Genomic DNA, 19,030 nt, shown 5'->3' on the forward strand with positions numbered 1-19,030 from the left:
CATGCTCCGTCCCTCGGTCCTCGCGGTGCTTCTGTCGCGCCCTCGTTCCATCGTGCCGCCATCGAGGCGGCGTCAGGAGGGGGCCGACCGTCCCGGGCCGGGGATGTCCGGTTCCGGCCCGCCGTGCCGCGCACGGCGGGCCATCGGTCATGGCGCGGAGCGGCCTGGACCGGGCGTCGCCCAGGTCTCCCCGTCCGCTGTGACGGCGAACGCCGCGACGTGGGGGAGCGCCTCCAGCCAGGCGCGGGCGCCGGGACCGCGTGCGTAGGCGGCCGTCGCCAGGGTGTCCGCCTCGGTGAGGCCGGGGGCGACCACGGTGAGCGAGGCGAGGCCGGCCCGGGGAGGCGCCCCGGTGCGCGGGTCGACGATGTGGTGGCCCCGCTCGGCAGGGCCCGAGGTGGCGATCGCCAGCGGGCCCTCGTCGGACGTGACGACGGCGACCGTCTTCCCGGGCCGCAGGGGATCGGTGATGCCCACGCGCCACGGACCGCCGTGCAGTTGCACGTCGCCACCGCCGTTCAGACAGACGTGTGCGGCCCCCGCGTCCCGCAGCAGGCGGGCCGCGCGCTCCACCGCCCACCCCTTCACCAGCCCGGTGGGGTCGAAGACCCCCGAATGCCGCTGCGAGAAATAGCCGTCGCTTCGCCGCCCCGCCTCGTCGCACAACGCGACGACCTCGCGCACCTCCTCCTCCCACGCGGCCGGCACGGACTCGCCGCGCCGGATGCGGCAGACGGCGCTGTCCGCCCGGAAGGGCGAGAACACGGCGTCGAGATGGCGCAGGAGGGCAGCGGCCTCGTCGAGCGCCGTTCGCAGGGCGGGAGTCGCCGCGTCCCGCACGGTGCACGAGAACACTGTCCCCATGGTGCGCACGACGCTGTGCAGCCCGGGCGCCTCAGCCATGGGTGCTGTCCAGCGCGCTCTGCAAGGAGGTGATGTAGCCCTCACTGGTGTAGGTCGCTCCGGACACCGTGTCGATCCTGGCGCTCTGCGCGTCCACCGTCTCCTGGACGAGCGTGGGTATCGCGGACGCGCTGATCTGTTGGCTGTGCGGGTCTCCGCCGGGGACACGCACCGCACGGGCGGCCGTGATCCGGGAGCCGTCGAGGGTGAGCTCGACCTGGACGGGCCCGTAGCGGGTCCGCACGGTGGAACCCGTGACCGTGCGCCCGGCGGCGGTGTCCGGGGCGGCGCTCTTCGGCGGCGACGGGGCGGACGGGAGGGCGGGTGCCACGTGGTGGGGTTTCAGGGACAGGGTCAGGACCGTCACGGTGACGGTGGCGGCGCAGGTGAGTACGGTGCGGCGGACAGGGTGGGCGCGCATGGCAGGGGCTCACATCTCGAAGGACTCGTAGTGGATGCGCGAGGCCGGCACCTTGGCCGTGCGCAGGGCGTCGTACGCGGCCACGGCCATGCCGTGCGGTCCGCACAGGTACACGTCGTGCCGGGCGAGATCCGGCAGCAGCGCCCGCAGCCGCTCGGAGGTGATCGGGGTGCGCGCACCGTCCGGGCCGTTCAGCGCGTACACGAGACGGGCCCCGCGCCCGGCCGCGATCGCCTCCAGCTCGCCGCGCAGCGCCAGCTCCTCGGCGGTGCGGGCCCGGTAGAGCAGGGTCAGAGCGCCGGGCGCGGCGGGCAGCGACTCGAAGAGGGCGCGCAGCGGCGTGATGCCGGTGCCGCCCGCGATCAGGAGCACCTTGCCGCGTCGGCGCCGAGCGGCGGTGAGCGCGCCGTACGGCCCCTCCGCCCACACCCGGGTTCCGGGCCGCAGGGTGGCGACGGCCCCGCTGTGGTCACCGAGCGCCTTGACGGTGATACGCAGCAGATCACCGCGGGGCACCGCCGACAGGGAGTAGGGGTGGCAGGCGCTCCACATGCCGGGGGCGAGGAAGCGCCAGCGCATGAACTGGCCCGGCTGGACGCCGAGCCGGTCGAGCCGCCGGCCGCGGATCCACAGCGAGTACACGCCGGGAGCCTCGCGTACGACACCTTCCACGCGCAGCCGGTGGCGCAGATTGAGGCCGAGGGGCGTCAGCACCCGGAACCACACGACGAGGCCGGCCGCGAAGGCGTATAGGGCGTACCAGGCCGCGCGTGCGGGCGCGCTGCCCACGAAGTCGGCGCCGAGCGCCAGTTGGTGGGAGAACGCCAGGAACACCGCGGCGTAGGTGGTCAGGTGCAGGTAGTACCAGGTCTCGTAACGCATCGCCCGGCGCACCGCGCGCACGGAGGTGTAGCCGACGGCGAGCAGCAGGACGGCGCCCGCCGTGCCCTTGACCATGTCGGGCAGGTCGAACACGATCGTGCCGAGCTCGGGCAGTGGCCCCACATGTGCCTGTGCGGCGTAGCCGAGCGTGGTGAGCACGATGTGCGCGAGGAGCAGCGAGAGGGTCCAGCGCCCGGCGGACGCGTGCCAGCGCGCGGTGCGATCGCTGCCCACGCCCGTCTCCAGCCACGGCACTCGCGCCATCAGGGCGATGAGCAGGGCGCACATGTAGCCGCAGAGAAGTCCGGTGATGCGGCCCGCGCCGGTCAGCCAGCCCGCGCTGCCGAGCACGGACGCCGTGTCGTGCCACCACAGGGCGAGGACGGCGACACCGCCGGCCCACGCCGCCAGCAGCAGGGGTGCGGCGGGGGAGCGGCGCCGCTCCGCGTTCGGGGCGCGGTGCCGGACCTGCGGTGGTGGACTGTGGGTGGTGGTGGCCATGGGCGGCTCCTCCGGGCGATGTGCCGCCCACTGTGGCGCGGCAACCTCTGAGGCGGCTCTCAGGACGGAGCCGGGCAGCCCGCTCAGAGGAAACTCAGAGCGGACCGAGAGACCCTGGAGGGGCCATGAACCAACGCCCAGCGGGCCTGACCCGCCCAGACGGTACGCCCGTGCGTGTCCTTGTCGTCGACGACGAGCCCGACCTCGCGGAGGTCGTCGCCGGTGCCCTGCGCTACGAGGGCTGGGAGGTGCGCTCCGCCGCCACCGCCCGGGCCGCCGTGCGCGAGGCCCACGACTTCCACCCGGACGCGGTGGTCCTCGACATCATGCTGCCCGACCGCGACGGCCTGTCCGTGCTGCGGGAGCTGCGGGCCGCGCAGCCACACGTGTGTGTGCTCTTCCTGACCGCGCGCGACACGGTCGAGGACCGCATCGCCGGGATCACGGCGGGCGGCGACGACTACGTGACCAAGCCGTTCAGCCTCGGCGAGCTGGTGGCGCGGGTGCGCGGTCTGCTGCGGCGCGCCGGAATGACCCGTGAGCGGGCCGCGGCCTCGCTGCTCGTGGTCGGTGATCTGGAGATGGACGAGGACGCGCACGAGGTCAGCCGCGGCGGCGTCCCGGTCGAGCTGTCGCCGACCGAGTTCCAGTTGCTGCGCTGCCTGATGCGCAATCCGCGCCGCGTCCTGAGCAAGGCCCAGCTGCTCGACCTCGTGTGGTCCTACGACTTCGGCGGCCGGGCCCATGTCGTGGAGCTGTACATCTCCTACCTCCGCAAGAAGATCGACGCGGGCCGCGAACCCATGATCCACACGGTGCGCGGCGCCGGATACGTCCTCAAGCCGGTGGGCCGGTGAGGCGGCTCCGGCCGCACACCCTGCGTGCCCGGCTCACCGCGGGGCTGCTCGTGCTGCTGGCCATCGGCTGCGCGGCGGTCGGCGGAGCGGCGGTCCTGGAGCTCGGCGCCTTCCTCACCGACCGCGTCGACCAGCAACTGTCCGACACCGGCAGCGCCTTCGCGGCGAGTCTGGAGCACCGGTCCACCCGCCGCGACGATCACGACGGCGACGAGCACGGCGACACCCGCAGGCAGGCCACCGGTACGCTCGGCGTCCGGCTCGCCGGCGGCACGGTCACCAACGCCGCCGTGGTCCGCGGCGGCGACGACGCCACGGACCTCACCGTCGACCTCAGCGACCAGGACGAGCGGGCGCTGAGTGCCGTGCCGGTCGACGGCCGCGGCCACAGCGTCGAGTTGTCGGCCCTCGACGATTACCGGGTCGCCGCCCGGCCGGGCCGCGACGGCGATGTCCTGATCACCGGGCTTCCGCTGGAGCCCGTCGAGGCCGCCACGCACCGCCTCGAACTCGTCGGCCTGAGCGTCTTCGGCCTCGTTCTGCTGTGCGCCGGTGTCGCGGGCGCCCTGTGGGTGCGCTGGTCGCTGCGCCCGCTCAGCCGGATCGCCGCGACCGCTCGGCAGGTCAGCGAGTCCCCGCTGGCCAGCGGCCAGGTGGCGCTGCCCGCGCGCGCACCGGACACCCGCCCGCGCAGCACCGAGGTCGACCAGGTCACCGGCGCCTTCAACCGCATGCTCGGCCACGTCGAGGACGCCCTGACCAAGCGCCAGCGCAGCGAGGAGCGGTTGCGCAGCTTCTCCGCCGACGCCAGCCACGAACTGCGCACACCCGTCGCCTCGGTGCGCGGCCACGCCGAACTCGCCCTCCTGCACCCGGGCCCCGTGCCGCCGCAGGTCACCCGAGCCCTGGAACGTATCGCCGCCGAGTCGGCCCGGATGGGCGCCATGGTCGACGACCTGCTCCTCCTCGCCCGGCTCGACGCCGGCAGGCCGCTGGAGCGCAGGCCGATGGACCTGACCCGGCTCGTCCTCGACGCCGTCGCCGACGCGCGCGCGACCGGCCCCGGACACCGCTGGTCCCTGGATCTGCCGACCGAACCGGTCATGGTGGTGGGAGACGCGCACCGCCTCCACCAACTCCTCGCCAACCTGCTCGCCAACGCCATCAGGCACACCCCGCCCGGCACCCGCGTCACCACGGGACTGATCCCGGCGGGCGACACGGTGGATCTCACCGTGGCCGACGACGGCCCGGGCATTCCCGCAGCACTGCTCCCGGCCCTCTTCGAGCGGTTCGTGCACGGCGAGGGCCCGCGCGGGGAGGGCGGCGGCACCGGGCTCGGCCTGTCCATCGTCGCGGCGGTCGCGGCCGCACACGGCGGGAGCGTCACCGTGGCGAGCGAGCCGGGCAGCACCGTCTTCACGGTGACGCTGCCCGCGGCCACAGCACCGACCGCCACCGGGTGACCTGACACGGAGCCAGCCACCCTGTCTGGGCCGGGTGGGTGCCGTCGGGCAGGGTGCCCTGGCGCGGGGAGGGTGGCACACGCTGTCGGCGTCCGCAGCCCGGGGCCCGCGGGTCCTGGGCCCGGGCAGGAAGCGATGGACGGGACGCACGAGCAGCACGTGCCGAAAACCCGGCTCGACGCCATGCTCGACGCGTCGCAGGCAAGGATCGACGCGGCGCACGGCAGAGGCCGGGGTCGAACTGGTGGACGCCGAGCGGACGGCGATCGGTGAGCTGCCCAGCGGCCACGGAGCCCTGGGAGAGCTGATCCATCACCCTGAACCGTCGCGACTCGCCGAACTGTCGCACCACCCCGCTTCCGTGGGTGGCGCGCCGGGACCGGACGTGCCGCGGTCAAAGGTCCGAGCGGCCCTGCGCGCAGGGCCGTTCACGCCCCTGCCGCGGACGTTCGGCACGCGGTGTCCCCGGCCTGACGGCGCGAGAGTTGGCAGTGCAAGGACATCCGTCGATCCTCGTCGAAGGGACCGCGTCATGGCCGTCCACGACCCCTCTCACAGCGGCGGAGGCTTCCACCTGCCGTCCTTCCGCCGGCACTCGGCCGCCGCGCGCGGCACCGACGTGTCGGTCGACACCGGCACCTTCACCGCCCAGGCCTACGCGTTCGCGAGCCTGCGCATCCTGACCGGCTTCGTCTTCCTGTGGGCCTTCCTCGACAAGACCTTCGGACTCGGGTACGCCACCCCGTCCGGCAAGGGCTGGATCGACGGAGGCTCGCCGACCAAGGGCTTCCTCAGCGGGGTCGCCGCAGGGCCGATGGAGTCGACGTTCCACTCCTGGGCCGGCGACACCTGGGCGGACTGGCTGTTCATGCTCGGCCTCCTCGGCATCGGCGTCGCCGTGATGAGCGGCGTCGCACTGCGCCTGGCGGCCGTGGCCGGTACGGCGATGATGGCGCTGATGTGGCTGGCCGAGTGGCCGCCCGCCAAGCACCTGTCGGACGGCTCCCCGAGCATGTCGACGAACCCGTTCGCCGACTACCACGTGATCTACGCGCTCGCCCTGATCGTGCTCGCGGCGGCGGCCGCCGGTGAGGCGTTCGGGCTCGGACGCCTGTGGGCCAGGCTGCCGTTCGTCCGTGACCACGCCTGGCTGCGCTGAACGGTCACGACACCGAACGGCCACACCACGACGGGGCCGGGGCACCGGCCTCGCGCGCACAGAGGCGACACACCCGGCAAGCCGGTCACGCATCATCCGTGGCGGCCTGCCGGCCTCGCCCCGCCGGGGACGAGCCCCGGGACCCCGATCCACGAAGGAGCGCACCACCATGACCATCCGCGTGGGCATCAACGGCTTCGGCCGCATCGGCCGCACCTATCTGCGCGCCGCCATGGACCGCGTCGAGGAAGAACCCCTCGACCTCGAGGTCGTCGCCATCAACGACATCGCCTCTCCGGTCACCCTGGCCCATCTGCTGTCCTACGACTCCACGTTCGGGCCGCTGCGCCGGAGGGTCCGGCACGGCGACACCGCGATCACCGTGGACGGCCATGAGATCGCCGTCAGCGCCGAGCGCGACCCGGCCGCGCTGCGCTGGGCCGACGCGGGCGTGGACGTCGTGATCGAGTCCACCGGCCGCTTCCGCACCCGCGACTCGGCCGCCCTGCACCTGAAGGCCGGGGCCCGCACCGTGCTGCTGTCCGCGCCGGGCAAGGACGTGCTCCCGCCCGCCGTCGGCGCGTTGCTCCAGGAGGGCATCGACGCGGCCGTCATCCTCAACGCCCTGCGGGCCCTGCGCGTCGACCGCGCCCTGCGCCCGGCCCTCACCCCTGCCGTGGAATCGCTCATCCACCGCTTCGCCCTCGAACACGCCGACCTCCAGGACGTGCTCGACGCCGTACGGGACGCGGCCGGCCGGCTGTCGGACCCCCACGGCGCCGAGGCCCGGGCCGCCGTGGAGGAGGCGCACCGGCTGCTCACCGAAAGGCTGCTGCCGCACGAGTACGCCGAAGAGCACGAGCTGTACCCGGCCCTCGCCCCCGCCCTCGGCGGCCCCGAGGCCACGACCACCATGAGCCGGACCCACACCGAGATCGAACGCCTCTCCCGTCGTATCGCCACCCACCTTCGGCTGGCCCACGCCGGTGGCGGCCTGGTCCCGGAGCAACTCGACGACCTGCGCTCCTGCCTCTACGGGCTCAACACCGTCCTGCGGCTGCACTTCGCCCAGGAAGAGGAGGGATACTTCTCTCTCGCCGCCGATGAAGGCGCATCGCCGTCGGGCGCCAAGAACGGCTAGGAGGTCCAGTTCCAGTCCGCGACCTTCGGCAGATCGGTTCCGTGCGCACGTATCCAGGCGTGGTGGCGGGCGCGGGTGTCGGCCATCGACTGGCGCAGCGAGGCCGCGCGGACGCCGAGACCGGGCACGCGGTCGATGACGTCCATGACGAGGCGGAAGCGGTCGAGATCATTGCGGACGACCATGTCGAACGGGGTGGTCGTGGTGCCGGCCTCCTTGTAGCCGCGGACGTGCAGGTGGTGGTGGCCGGTGCGGCGGTAGGCGAGGCGGTGGATCAGCCACGGGTACCCGTGGTACGCGAAGACGACGGGCTTGTCGGTCGTGAACAGGCCGTCGTACTCGAAGTCGGTCATGCCGTGCGGATGTTCCTCCCTCGGCATCAGGCGGGCGATGTCGACGACGTTGACCACCCGGACGGCGAGTTCGGGCAGCCGGTGCCGCAGTATCTGGGCCGCGGCGAGCACTTCCTGCGTGGGTACGTCACCCGCGCAGGCGAGGACGATGTCGGGTTCCCGGTCCGTCGCGGTTCCGGCCCAGTCCCAGATCCCCGCGCCACGCGCGCAGTGGACCCTGGCCTGGTCCACCGACAACCAGTCGAAGCAGGGCTGCTTGCCCGCGACGACGACGTTCACATAGTCCCTGCTGCGCAGGGCGTGGTCGGCGACGGAGAGCAGGGTGTTGGCGTCCGGCGGCAGGTAGACGCGGACGACCTCGGGGCACTTGTTCAGGATGTGGTCGACGAAGCCGGGGTCCTGGTGGGAGAACCCGTTCTGGTCCTGGCGCCACACGTGTGAGGTGAGGAGGTAGGTGAGGGAGGCGATCGGCGCGCGCCAGGTCAGCTGCCGGGAGGTCTTGAGCCACTTGATGTGCTGGTTGGCCATCGAGTCGACGATGTGGACGAACGCTTCGTAGCAGGAGAACAGCCCGTGGCGGCCGGTCAGCAGATAGCCCTCCAGCCAGCCCTGGCAGAGGTGTTCGGACAGGATCTCCATGACGCGGCCGTGGGGGTCGAGATGTTCGTCCGTGCTCACTGTCGTGGCCTGCCATGCCTTGCCGCTCGCGTCGAAGACGGCGCCGAGCCGGTTGGAGGCGGTCTCGTCCGGGCCGAAGAGGCGGAAGTCCCGGCGGTCGGCGGTGTCGCGCATGACGTGCTCGATGAACCCTCCCAGGACGCGGGTGGGTTCGTGCAGGGTCTGTCCGGGTTTGTCGACGGGGACCGCGAACCGCTCGATCGCCGGGAGGGGGAGGTCGCGCAGGAGCAGGCCGCCGTTGGCGTGCGGGGTGGCGCCCAGGCGGCGGGTTCCTTCGGGGACGCAGGCGAGGACGTCGGCGGTGGGCCTGCCGTGTTCGTCGAAGAGTTCGTGCGGCCGGTAGGAGCGCAGCCAGCTCTCCAGAAGCCTCAGGTGACCGGGGTTCTCGCGCACCTGGCCGAGGGGCACCTGATGCGCGCGCCAGGTGCCTTCGACGGGTACTCCGTCCACGGCCGCGGGCCCCGTCCAGCCCTTCGGCGTCCGGAGCACGATCATGGGCCAGGGTTCGCGCGGGTGGCCTCCACCGGCGCGTGCGGCGCTCTGGATGGCCGCGATGCGGTCGACGCAGCGGTCGAGGGCGGCGGCCATGGCCCGGTGTACGGCCACCGGGTCGTCCCCCGTGACGTGCAGGGGGTCGTGGCCGTATCCGCGCAGCAGGGCGTCGAGTTCCGGTTCCGGGATCCGTGCGAGCACGGTCGGATTGGCGATCTTGTAGCCGTTGAGGTGCAGGATCGGCAGGACGGCGCCGTCGTGAACGGGGTCCAGAAGCTTGTTGGCGTGCCAGGAGGCGGCCAGCGGACCGGTCTCGGCCTCCCCGTCGCCGACGACGCAGGCGACCAGCAGCCCGGGGTTGTCCAGGGCGGCACCGTAGGCGTGGGCGAGTGAGTAGCCGAGTTCGCCGCCCTCGTGGACGGAGCCCGGGGTCTCCGGGGCGACGTGGCTGGGGACGCCGCCGGGAAAGGAGAACTGGCGGAACAGGCGGGCCATGCCCGCCGCGTCCCGGCTCACGTCCGGATAGGTCTCCGAGTAGGTGCCCTCCAGCCAGGAGTTGGCGAGGACGGAGGGGCCGCCGTGGCCCGGGCCCCACACGCACAAGGCCGCGACGTCGCGCTTCTTGATGATCCGGTTCAGATGGGTGTGGACGAGGTTGAGGCCCGGGGAGGTGCCCCAGTGGCCCAGCAGGCGCGGTTTGACGTGCTCGGGTGCGAGGGGCTCGGTCAGCAGCGGGTTGGACATGAGGTAGATCTGTCCGGCCGCCAGATAGTTGGCGGCCCGCCAGTGGGCGTCCAGGGTGCGCAGTTCGTCGTCGGACAGGACGGGCGCGGGAGGTGCGGTGTTCTGGGGCATGCACGCCTCCGGGCGTGGAATGTGGGCCGGAACCGGTCGTCACCAACCTGCTGAAGTTCTGCCGATGCGAGCAGGGGCCGCTGGTCCCCGAAACGGCCCGACCGGCCCCACAGCCGTCGTCGCCGGCGCGGGAGATGAGGCCGACTGTCGCCTGTGCAGGGCCGGGCGGGAGGGCTAGCGTGCCCGGCATCCCCAGCACAGAAGGTGCGGAGAAGGATGAACTGCTACGACTGCCACCAAGCCGGGACGCCGACCGCCGCCGTGGCCGTCTGCCGAACGTGCGGCGCCGCGCTCTGTCCCGATCACCTCAAGGTGTCGACCCAGGAGATACACCGGCAGGAGGGCATGGGGCTCTCCACGTCCAGACAGCCCGCCCGCCGTCTGACCTGCCCGACCTGTCATGACGCGGAGCATCGGTTCTGAGCCGCACGTCCCGAGGAAGGCAACAGGTATGGGGAGCAGGGTGCTCGTCGCCTACGCGACGAAGAACTGGTCCACGGCGGAGATCGCCCGCACGATCACATAAGTGCTGCACGGCACGGGACACGTGGCCGAGATGCTGCTGGTCGACGATGTCGTCGACGTGCAGGCGTACGACGCGGTGGTGCTCGGCAGCCCGCTGTACGAGTCACGCTGGCTCAAAGCGGCCCACCGCTTCGCCAAGACGGAGGGTGCCGCGCTCCGTCAGCGGCCGCTGTGGCTGTTCAGCAGCGGACCCCTCGACGACTCGGCGAGCAAGTCGGCCATCCCGCCCGTCCCGACGGTGCACCAGCTCATGATCAGACTCAACGGACGCGAGCACATCACGTTCGGCGGCTGCCTGCGGCCGGGCAGCGGCAACTGGCTCGCCGACAGATATCTGCGGCCCGAGCACTACGGGGACTTCCGCGACTTCGAGCAGATCTCGGCCTGGTCCCGCCAGGTCGGCAGTCGCATCCGGCGACCGAAGCGGCGCGGTCTGCTGTCCCGGCGGCAGGGCGCACCGAAAGGACCGTGACCCTCACCGCAGCCGGGCCGCGTGATCGGGGACGTAGGTCTGCAGGTCGCGCGGCGGGCGTTGGTAGCCCGAGGAGGCCGGCCGCTTCGGCAGGGCGAGTCCGGGCGGCGGGATGTCCCGGTACGGGACCGTCGAGAGCAGATGCGCGATCATGTTGAGGCGCGCGCTGTGCTTGTCGTCGCTCTCGACGATGTACCAGGGCGCCTCCGGGATGTCGGTGTGGACCAGCATCTCGTCCTTGGCCCGCGAGTACGCCTCCCAGCGCGTGATGGACTCCATGTCGAGCGCGGAGAGCTTCCAGCGCCGGGTCGGGTCGTTCAGACGACGGTGGAAGCGTTGTTCCTGCACGGCATCGCTGACCGAGAACCAGTACTTGCGCAACAGGACGCCGTCGTCCACGAGCAGCCGCTCGAAGATCGGGCACTGCTGGAGGAAGCGGCGGTGCTCGGTGGGGGTGCAGAAACCCATCACGTGCTCCACGCCCGCCCGGTTGTACCAGCTGCGGTCGAACAGGACGGTCTCCCCGGCCGCCGGCAACTGCTCCACGTACCGCTGGAAGTACCACTGCGAACGCTCGCGCTCCGTCGGCGCGGGCAGGGCGACGATGCGGGCGAAGCGGGGATTGAGATGCTCGGCCACGCGCTTGATCGTGCCGCCCTTGCCCGCGGCGTCACGTCCCTCGAAGACCACGACCAGGCGGGCGTTCTCGGCCTTCACCCAGCTCTGGAGCTTCACCAGCTCGGTCTGGAGCCGGTACAGCTCCTTCTCGTACGCGGCTTTGTCCACCCTGTCCACCACCGGCCTCCTCCGCCAAGGGCTCTGGCACCAGGGTTCGGGGCGGTCGGTTGTGTGCGGCAGGGGCCGGATGGTCCTCATCCAAGGTCCGGCGGCCCCTGCTCGCCGCTCGCCGCTCACGCGACCATGAGGCGGGACGGCGCAGGAGACCGCACGGAAGGCAGCGTCATGGAGCGACCTGTAGTGGCCGGAGTCGACGGATCCGCCGAGAGCCTCGCCGCCGTCGAGTGGGCCGCGCGGGAGGCGGAGCTGCGTGATCTGCCCCTGCGGCTCGTGCACGCCTGGAACTGGAACCCGCACCCGCCGTCCGACGTGCCCGCCGGCGTCACGGCGGCCGGGGCCGCGCAGAGGGTGCGGGCGCGCCGGATGCTGGACGAGGGGGAGAGCCGCGTACGTGCTGTCTGTCCGCGGGTGCCGCTGACGGCCGACGCGCTGGAGGGACCCGCGTCGGCCGCCTTGCTGGGCGCCGCGAAGGAGGCCGGGATCCTGGTGCTCGGATCGCGCGGGCTCGCGACGGTCACCGGGATCGTGGTGGGGTCGGTGGCGCAGAACGTGGCCGCGGCATCGCCCGTACCCGTCGTGCTGGTGAGCACCGGCGTGCTCGACGAGAGCCCTGCCTCGTCGCGGGGGGCGACCGTCGTCCTCGGGCTCGATCTCGCCGATCCCTGTGACGAAGTGCTCGACTTCGCCTTCGCCGCCGCACGGTTGAGGGGCGCCCGCCTGCGGGTGCTGTCCGCCTGGCGGAGCCCCGCCCTGTACACACTCGGCCCGGGCGAACTCGCTCTCGCCGAAGGGCCGCGGCGCGGGGAGGAGTGGCGCGGTTTCCAGGACGCGGTGCTGAGGCCGTGGCGCGACAAGTTCCCCGGGGTCGAGGTGGTCGGGACGGTGGTCGAGGGGCGTCCGGCGACGTCGCTGCTCGGCGCCGCCGGGGAGGCCGGACTCGTCGTGGTCGGACGGCACGCCCACGAGGGCCACGTGCTCGGCCGGCACAACGGACCCGTCACCCACGCGCTGATGCATCACGCCCGCTGCCCCGTCGCCGTCGTACCCCATCCCTGACGTCACGTGACGTCGCGTGACGTCGCGAAGGAAGGAAGACCCGTGATGAGCACGCCTGTGCAGTACGGGCACGTGGACGTGTTCCCCGACGGCGGGGTGGGCGGCGCCCGGCCCGACCGGCGGAGACGACAGCCGGTGAAACCCGGGCGAGCGAAGAGGAGGCGGCCATGCCCGCGTCAGTTCTGAACAGGGAGGCCCTGGCCGAGATCGTCCGGGACGCCGCGAAGGCGCCGTCCATGCACAACGCCCAGCCGTGGCGGTTCCACTTCGACACCGGCAGCCGGACGCTGACGCTCCGCGCCGACCCGGCACGGGCCATGCCGGTCACCGATCCCGACCTCCGGGGAGTGCACCTGGGGTGCGGAGCCGCCCTGTTCAACGTGCGGGTCGCGGCCGCCCACCTCGGCCTGAGCCCCCGCGTGCGTCTGCTGCCCGACCCCGGGGACCGGCTGCTGCTGGCCACGGTGCGGTTCGGCGTGCCCGCCCCGCCCGACGAGCTCCCCCGCATGGCGGAGCTGTATCCCGCGATCGCTCAACGGCACACCAGCCGCTGGCCCTTCGCTGAGACCGCTCTGCCCGAGGAGGTACGGGCCGCGCTCCTGGACGCGGCCCGACTCGAGCACTCCCGGCTGCTCTTCGCCGACCCCTGGCACAGCGAACTGCTGCGGGACCTCGTACGGGACGCCGAGGACCGGGACCTGCCGGACCCCGGCCGCATGGGCGACGTCGAGCGCTGGACCCGTGTCGGGGACGACGCCGACGCGACGGCCGAGGGCGTTCCCGGCTACGCCTTCGGACCACGGGCGCGGGACGGCGACGCACTGGTACGGGACTTCGCCGGACGACGCCCGGTCGGCGGCCGCGACGCCCAGGTCTTCGAGAGCGCGCCCCGGCTGGCGCTGCTCGGCACGGAACGGGACACGCCCCCGGACTGGCTGCGCGCCGGGCAGGCCCTGCAACGCGTCCTGCTCGTCGCCACCCGCAACGACCTCGTCGCCTCGCTGACCTCGCACCCGCTGGAGTGGCCGGACCTGCGCAGCCTCGCCCGTGACCCCCTGTCGGACATCGGGCACGTCCAGATGGTCCTGCGGCTCGGCCACGGACCGAGGGGGCCGATGACCCCGCGGCGGCCCGTCAAGGACATCTTGAGCATCGAATGAGGCCCGAGGGATCGGAGCGGTCGGACATGAAGGACAGGGGAGACAGGGGAGAGGCCATGAACGAGGCACGGCACGCGCTGCTCGCGGACGGCACGACCGTACGCATCCGTGCGGCGACCGACGCGGACCACGACGCGGTGCGGACGTTCTACGAGGAGATGTCGGCCGAGAACCTGCGGCTGCGCTTCTTCGGACTGAGCCGCTCCTCGGCGCGGATGGCGGCGGACCGCATGTGCAAGGCGGCCCGGCCCGGCTACCACGGGCTCCTTGCGGAGGCCGAGGGACGGCTGATCGGCGTGGCCGAGTACGAGCGGACGGCGGACAAGGATCTCGCGGAGATCGCCCTCGCCGTGTCGGACGCCTGGCACCACCGCGGCGTGGGCACCCTGCTCCTCGAACACCTGGCGTCCGCGGCACGCCAGGACGACATCAGCGCCTTCACCGCGGACGCCCTGGCGGAGAACCACGAGATGCTCAAGGTCTTCGCCGACCTCGGCCTGCGCACGGCCCGACGGTTCGACGGACCCGAGGTGCACTGCACCGTACAACTCGCGCCAAGTGACGACTACCTGACGGCCGTGGAGGAGCGCGGACGCGCCGCCGACGTGGCGAGTCTGATACCGGTCCTGCGGCCGCGTTCGGTGGCCGTGGCGGGCGCGGGCCGCAAGCCCGGCTCGGTCGGCCGGGCCCTCCTGCACAACCTGCGCACCGGCAACTACACGGGAAGCCTGTACGTCGTTCATCCGCAGGCGGCGTCCGTACTCGGGGTACGCGCCGCCCCCACCGTGAGCGCGCTGCCCCAGGTCCCGGACCTCGTGGTCGTCGCGGTGCCCGCCGCCCAGGTCGGCGCCGTCGCCACGGACTGCGGGAAGGCGGGCGTCCGGGCCCTGCTCGTCGTCACCGCCGGGCTCGACGCCACCCAGGCGGCCACGCTCCTCGAGACGTGCCGGACCTACGGCATGCGGTGCGTGGGCCCCAACTGCCTCGGCCTCGCCAACACGGACGAGGACCTGCGCCTCGACGCCACCTTCACCGCCGCCCACCCGCGGCCCGGCACAGCGGGGGTCGCCGTGCAGTCCGGCGGCGTCGGCATCGCCCTCCTCGGCGGCCTGGCACGCCTCGGCATCGGCGTCTCCACCTTCGTCTCCCTGGGCGACAAGTACGACGTCAGCGGCAACGACCTGCTCCAGTGGTGGGAGAGCGACGGACGCACCGACCTGGCGCTGCTGCACCTGGAGTCCTTCGGCAACCCGCGCGCGTTCTCGCACACCGCGCGCCGCGTCACCCGGCGCATGCCCGTCCTTACCGTCGACGCGGGACGCACCGAGGCCGGCCGCAGGGCGGCGGCCTCCCACTCGGCCGCCGCGGCCACCCGCACCATGACGCGCCAGGCCCTCTTCCTCCAGGCCGGTGTCACCGCGACCCGCACCATCCCGGAACTCCTCGGCGCCGCCGCCCTGCTGCACGCGCAGCCACTGCCGTCCGGCGACCGGGTCGCCGTCGTCACCAACGCGGGCGGCGCCGGTGTCCTCGCCGCCGACGCCTGCGCCGAGGCCGGGCTCACCGTGCCCGAGCTGGGCGGTGAACTCGTCGACAGGCTGCTGTCCGTCCTGCCCGCGGGAGCCGCCGTCACCAACCCGGTCGACGCCACCGCGGCCGTCTCCGAGGGAGAACTGCGGACTTGCCTCGACATACTCGCCGCGTCCCCCGCCGTGGACGCGATCCTGGTGGCGCTGGTGCCGACCGCCGTCTCCGTGGCGACCGGCGACGATCTCGTCCGGTCCCTCACCCGCGACCACGGCTTCCGGCACCACCGCACGCTCGCCGCGGTCCTGCTCGACCAGGCGGAGCCCGTCCGGCTGCTCCCCGCCGACGACGGGCTGCTCCCCGCCTACGCCGACCCCCAGGCGGCGGCGCGCTCCCTGGCGCACGCGGTCACCCGCGGCCGGTGGCTGGCCCGCCCGGCCGGTACGGTCCCCGTCGTCGCCGACACCGACCCCGGCCGCGCCAAGGAAGTCGTCGACACCTACCTCGCCGCCCACGAGGACGGAGGGTGGCTCGACCCGGTCAGGTGCGCCGCGCTCCTCGACTGCTACGGCATCCCGCAACTGCCCTGGGCCTGGGCCACGTCCGAGGACGACGCGGTCCTCGCCGCCGAGCGGCTGCGCGGCCCCGACGGACTCGTCGTCCTCAAGGCCTACTGGCCGGGGCTGCTGCACAAGAGCCAGGAGCACGCCCTCCACCTCGACCTGCGGGGCGACTCCCAGGTACGGGCCGCGTACCGGGACCTGGAGACACGCTTCGCCGGACTGATGACCGGGGCGATCGTGCAGCCGCTCGCCCGGCGCGGCATCGAGCTGGTCGCGGGCGTCGTCCAGGACGCGGTGTTCGGCCCGCTCGTCCTGTTCGGGCTCGGCGGTACCGCCACCGAGGTCCTCGCCGACCACGCGGCCCGGCTCGCCCCGCTCACCGACCACGACGTGCACGACCTGATCACCGCGCCGCGTTGCGCCCCACTGCTGTTCGGGCACGGCGGCGAGGGCCCCGTCGACCTCGAAGGACTGGAACAACTCCTGCTGCGCCTCTCGCGGATGGCGAGCGATCTCCCGCAACTGGCCGAGGCGGACCTGAACCCGGTGCTCGCCTGGGGCGGCGGGGTCACCGCGCTCGACGCCCGGATCAGGCTGGCACCGGCCCGTCCCCAGGACCCGTACCTGCGGCGTCTGCGCTGACGGTGGCGGCCTCATCGAAGTCCCGCGGCGGCCACCGTCGTGATCGTCTCTCCTCACGTTCCGTGCTGCGGCACCACGGCGACCGGGCAGTCCGCGTGGTGCAGTACGGCGTGCCCGACCCGCCCCACCTGCAGGCCGAGGTGGCCGTGGCGCCTGCGCGCTCCGACGATCAGGAGGTCGGCTGCGGCTGAGCGGTCGATGAGGATGCGGCGGGCGAGCCCCTCCACGGCGACCGGACGGACCCGCACCTCGGGATGGAGCTTCGCCGGAGCACGCAGGGCCTCGGTCAGCAGCGCCCGCGCCCGTTGCTCGTGCGCGGACGCGGATTCCCTGGTGAGCAGCGGGTGGTCGGCGCCCGCGTGCGCGGGGACACGCCAGGAACGGACCGCGTCAAGGACGCACCGGCGGGCCGACGCCTCCGCGAACGCGAAGCGGGCGGCGGCCCCCGACGACGCGGCGTCACCCACGCCGAGCAGGATGCGCTCGTGTGTGCCGTCGCGGCCGGCCGCGCTGCCGCGCACCACGATCACCGGGCACGGCGCACGCGCGGCCACCGCCAGGCTCACCGAACCGAGCAGCAGTTCCCGCACGGGACCGCGGCCCCTGCGCCCCGTGATCAGGGCGGTCGCGTTGCGAGCCTCGCGCAGCAGCAGATCCTCGGGTTCCTCGGCCGCGGCGTGCGTGGAGGTCTTGACCTCCAGGCCGTGGGCTGCCGCCCGGACGACGGCGCTTCGCAGTATCCGCTCCTCCGTGCCGCTCCGGTCGGACCGGCCGGGAGCGACCGCCGGATCGGCGCCTTCGTACGGTTCCCAGAGCGAGGCGTACACGATGCGCAGTTCGCACGCGCGCAGTGCCGCCTCCTCGACTGCCCAGTTCACCGCGCGCAGACTCGCCTCGGATCCGTCGACCCCGACCACCAGGGGAAGCGCCATGGTCCGCACCGCCTCTCGGTCCAGCCCGGGGGAGCGGAAGCGGCTCCCCGATTCTCACCGTGCCACGCCGGGCGGGTCCGCGTCAGGGCGGTACGGCCCGTGAGCGGCCCGAAGGGGCCCTAGGCGATGCGCGCGCGGGCGCAGCACGCTGAAGGCGGTACTGATCGAGCCACCTCTGGAAAGGAGAGGCGAGATGGCCGGCATGTTGGAGTGGCGGCCGCCGGTGCTGCCCGACCTGATCGAGGGTTTCGGGGGCGTCCCGGCGCACCGCAGTGGTGCAGGACTGTACGGCATCAGGGTCGAGTGGACGCCGAGAAGGACATCGAGATCAGTGTCACCGGTGATGTCCTGACGCTGCGGGCCGAGCGGGGTGAGGAGACCGCCCACAAACACCACACCGAGTTCGTCTACGGTGCCTTCGCCCGTGCCCTGAGGCTTCCGGTGGGGGCCCTGGGGGACCAGGCGAGCGCCGACTACAAGGACGGCATCCTCACGGTGACCGTCCCGCTGGCCAAGACCGAGAAGGCCGGTACACGGACGGTCCCGGTTCGGCGGGAGACGTCCTGACGACGCGTGACGGCAAGTGAGCAAGTGAGAAGGCGGGGCGCACGCCGGTGCGCCCCGCCCTCGGCTCATGGCCGCAGTACGTCGGCGACGGCGCGCCGCGGCGTCGGCACACCGGGCTCGGCGTGACCGAAGCGGAGGATCACCTGCGGGAACTGCCCGAACAACAGGGCCGCACGCACCTCGGCGCGCAGCCGCGGCAGTTCGAGCGGCTGGGTGTGGAGGGCGACGGCGACCCCGTTCACGGTGGCGTACAGCAGGACGCGCTGGAGGGCCTGCCCGGCGGCGAGCCAGTCCAGGCGGGTGTCCCGCCCTGTGGTGAGGACGGCGACGAGCCCCGTCCTCGACGGCCAGAACGCGGGCGGGGCGGGCAGGGCGGAGGTCAGACCGACGAAGTCGCGCCCCGCGAGCGAGACACAGTCGGGATGGTACGAGCACGACGCCAGCGGCACACCGTCGAGGCGCGCACCGTTGTACTCCTGGCTCCGGCGCCTCAGTTCGGCGCGGCGGGCCGGGTCGGCGCGCTGCACGTCCTCCGCCGCACGGACGAGATCGGCGATGCGCGTGCATGGCCTCCCGGTCTCGACGCTCTGCAGTCCGGCGCCTTCGGCGTGCGCCTGCTCCCGCATCTCGTCGGCCAGTTGCGGGCGCAGCGGTGCCGCAAGGAACGGTCCGCGATGCGTGTGCCGGTCCCGGGTCGCGCGATGCATCGCCTCCTCCAGGTGCCCCGGCTCCTCGTAGGGCCCCCATTCGATCCGGGCCAGGTGTGCGCGGTTCCACGGGCTCGGGCAGGGGCGGACGACCGGCCTGAAGCCCAGGTGCCGCATGGCCAGACGGATGTTGAACAGCGCCGCGCCGCAACTGATGACGAGTTCCCGGCCGACAGGGTCGGCGAGCGGGATGCGGCGCGTGGCGTCCGCGAACAGGTCGATGCCGGTCGCGTCGCCGGTGAAGAACCACGGCTGCGAGTTGTGCAGGGAGGGCGCGGTGACCGCCGCGCGCACGAGGTGACTCACCGCGTGTCCCGCGCTCTCGCGACGGGCCTGTGTCCGAAGCATGGCGGTACCGCCTGTTCTGCTGCGT

The 19,030-nt window shown here is 73.0% G+C and carries 17 protein-coding genes; 10 read left to right on the forward strand and 7 right to left on the reverse strand.

All coding sequences use genetic code 11. The features are described 5' to 3' along the window. Positions 1–147 precede the first annotated feature (147 nt). Genes ABZ877_RS36025 through ABZ877_RS36035 form a run of 3 tightly spaced genes read right to left on the reverse strand, consistent with a single transcriptional unit; the run spans position 148 to position 2,707 of the window. The gene (locus ABZ877_RS36025) at positions 148–903 is read right to left on the reverse strand and encodes an FAD:protein FMN transferase (RefSeq protein WP_361080154.1); all 756 of its coding nucleotides are present in this window, start codon (positions 901–903) and stop codon (positions 148–150) included. Next, positions 896–1,324, reverse strand: a complete 429-nt coding sequence (locus ABZ877_RS36030; RefSeq protein ID WP_361080155.1) for an FMN-binding protein — start codon at positions 1,322–1,324, stop codon at positions 896–898. The genes ABZ877_RS36025 and ABZ877_RS36030 overlap by 8 nt, the downstream gene beginning before the upstream one ends. Positions 1,325–1,333: 9 nt before the next feature. Beyond that, complete coding sequence (locus ABZ877_RS36035; RefSeq protein ID WP_361080156.1) at positions 1,334–2,707, reverse strand: ferredoxin reductase family protein; 1,374 nt, start codon at positions 2,705–2,707, stop codon at positions 1,334–1,336. A 125-nt stretch (positions 2,708–2,832) separates the two neighbouring features. Between ABZ877_RS36035 and ABZ877_RS36040 the strand changes: the two genes are divergently transcribed. The 4 genes from ABZ877_RS36040 to ABZ877_RS36055 all read left to right on the forward strand — a co-directional run bounded on the left by ABZ877_RS36040 (position 2,833) and on the right by ABZ877_RS36055 (position 7,330). Continuing rightward, positions 2,833–3,564 (forward strand): response regulator transcription factor, encoded by a 732-nt coding sequence (locus tag ABZ877_RS36040; protein WP_361080158.1) that lies wholly within the window; start codon positions 2,833–2,835, stop codon positions 3,562–3,564. Further along, complete coding sequence (locus ABZ877_RS36045; RefSeq protein WP_361080160.1) at positions 3,561–5,030, forward strand: HAMP domain-containing sensor histidine kinase; 1,470 nt, start codon at positions 3,561–3,563, stop codon at positions 5,028–5,030. The genes ABZ877_RS36040 and ABZ877_RS36045 overlap by 4 nt, the downstream gene beginning before the upstream one ends. 532 nt (positions 5,031–5,562) lie before the next feature. After that, positions 5,563–6,189: a hypothetical protein gene (locus tag ABZ877_RS36050; RefSeq protein ID WP_361080162.1), complete on the forward strand. Its 627-nt coding sequence runs from the start codon at positions 5,563–5,565 to the stop codon at positions 6,187–6,189. A gap of 169 nt (positions 6,190–6,358) precedes the next feature. Next, on the forward strand, positions 6,359–7,330 hold the full coding sequence (locus tag ABZ877_RS36055) for a glyceraldehyde 3-phosphate dehydrogenase NAD-binding domain-containing protein (protein ID WP_361080164.1): 972 nt from the start codon (positions 6,359–6,361) through the stop codon (positions 7,328–7,330). Here the strand turns inward: ABZ877_RS36055 and ABZ877_RS36060 are convergent. Next, on the reverse strand, positions 7,327–9,708 hold the full coding sequence (locus ABZ877_RS36060) for a phosphoketolase family protein (protein WP_361080166.1): 2,382 nt from the start codon (positions 9,706–9,708) through the stop codon (positions 7,327–7,329). The genes ABZ877_RS36055 and ABZ877_RS36060 overlap by 4 nt on opposite strands. Positions 9,709–9,924: 216 nt before the next feature. Here ABZ877_RS36060 and ABZ877_RS36065 point away from each other — a divergent pair, with 216 nt between their 5' ends. Together ABZ877_RS36065 and ABZ877_RS36070 are read left to right on the forward strand one after the other, a co-directional pair. Next, positions 9,925–10,131 carry a DUF2180 family protein gene (locus ABZ877_RS36065; RefSeq protein WP_361080168.1) on the forward strand — a complete coding sequence of 69 codons (207 nt, stop codon included), beginning with the start codon at positions 9,925–9,927 and terminating at the stop codon, positions 10,129–10,131. Between the two features lie 103 nt (positions 10,132–10,234). Next, complete coding sequence (locus tag ABZ877_RS36070; protein WP_361080170.1) at positions 10,235–10,705, forward strand: flavodoxin domain-containing protein; 471 nt, start codon at positions 10,235–10,237, stop codon at positions 10,703–10,705. Between the two features lie 3 nt (positions 10,706–10,708). Here ABZ877_RS36070 and ppk2 read toward each other — a convergent pair whose 3' ends face one another. Continuing rightward, positions 10,709–11,500: a polyphosphate kinase 2 gene (gene ppk2 / locus ABZ877_RS36075; protein ID WP_361080171.1), complete on the reverse strand. Its 792-nt coding sequence runs from the start codon at positions 11,498–11,500 to the stop codon at positions 10,709–10,711. A gap of 168 nt (positions 11,501–11,668) precedes the next feature. Between ppk2 and ABZ877_RS36080 the strand changes: the two genes are divergently transcribed. The 3 genes from ABZ877_RS36080 (at position 11,669) to ABZ877_RS36090 (ending at position 16,451) form a co-directional block, all read left to right on the forward strand. After that, complete coding sequence (locus ABZ877_RS36080) at positions 11,669–12,559, forward strand: universal stress protein (protein ID WP_361080173.1); 891 nt, start codon at positions 11,669–11,671, stop codon at positions 12,557–12,559. A gap of 167 nt (positions 12,560–12,726) precedes the next feature. Continuing rightward, positions 12,727–13,719, forward strand: a complete 993-nt coding sequence (locus tag ABZ877_RS36085) for a nitroreductase (protein WP_361080175.1) — start codon at positions 12,727–12,729, stop codon at positions 13,717–13,719. A gap of 56 nt (positions 13,720–13,775) precedes the next feature. After that, a complete protein-coding gene (locus tag ABZ877_RS36090; RefSeq protein WP_361080176.1) occupies positions 13,776–16,451 on the forward strand; it encodes a GNAT family N-acetyltransferase in 2,676 nt (891 codons plus the stop codon). A 53-nt stretch (positions 16,452–16,504) separates the two neighbouring features. Here the strand turns inward: ABZ877_RS36090 and ABZ877_RS36095 are convergent, their stop codons facing one another. Then, positions 16,505–17,383, reverse strand: a complete 879-nt coding sequence (locus ABZ877_RS36095; RefSeq protein WP_361080178.1) for a universal stress protein — start codon at positions 17,381–17,383, stop codon at positions 16,505–16,507. A gap of 303 nt (positions 17,384–17,686) precedes the next feature. Between ABZ877_RS36095 and ABZ877_RS36100 the strand changes: the two genes are divergently transcribed. Further along, the gene (locus ABZ877_RS36100) at positions 17,687–17,950 is read left to right on the forward strand and encodes an Hsp20/alpha crystallin family protein (RefSeq protein WP_361080181.1); all 264 of its coding nucleotides are present in this window, start codon (positions 17,687–17,689) and stop codon (positions 17,948–17,950) included. A 65-nt stretch (positions 17,951–18,015) separates the two neighbouring features. On the opposite strand, the gene ABZ877_RS36105 is transcribed toward ABZ877_RS36100, so the two are convergent. Next, positions 18,016–18,963: a hypothetical protein gene (locus ABZ877_RS36105; RefSeq protein ID WP_361080183.1), complete on the reverse strand. Its 948-nt coding sequence runs from the start codon at positions 18,961–18,963 to the stop codon at positions 18,016–18,018. Positions 18,964–19,030 lie beyond the last annotated feature (67 nt).

The sequence above is a fragment of the Streptomyces sp. NPDC046939 genome (genome assembly GCF_040644575.1).
Lineage (GTDB): Bacteria > Actinomycetota > Actinomycetes > Streptomycetales > Streptomycetaceae > Streptomyces.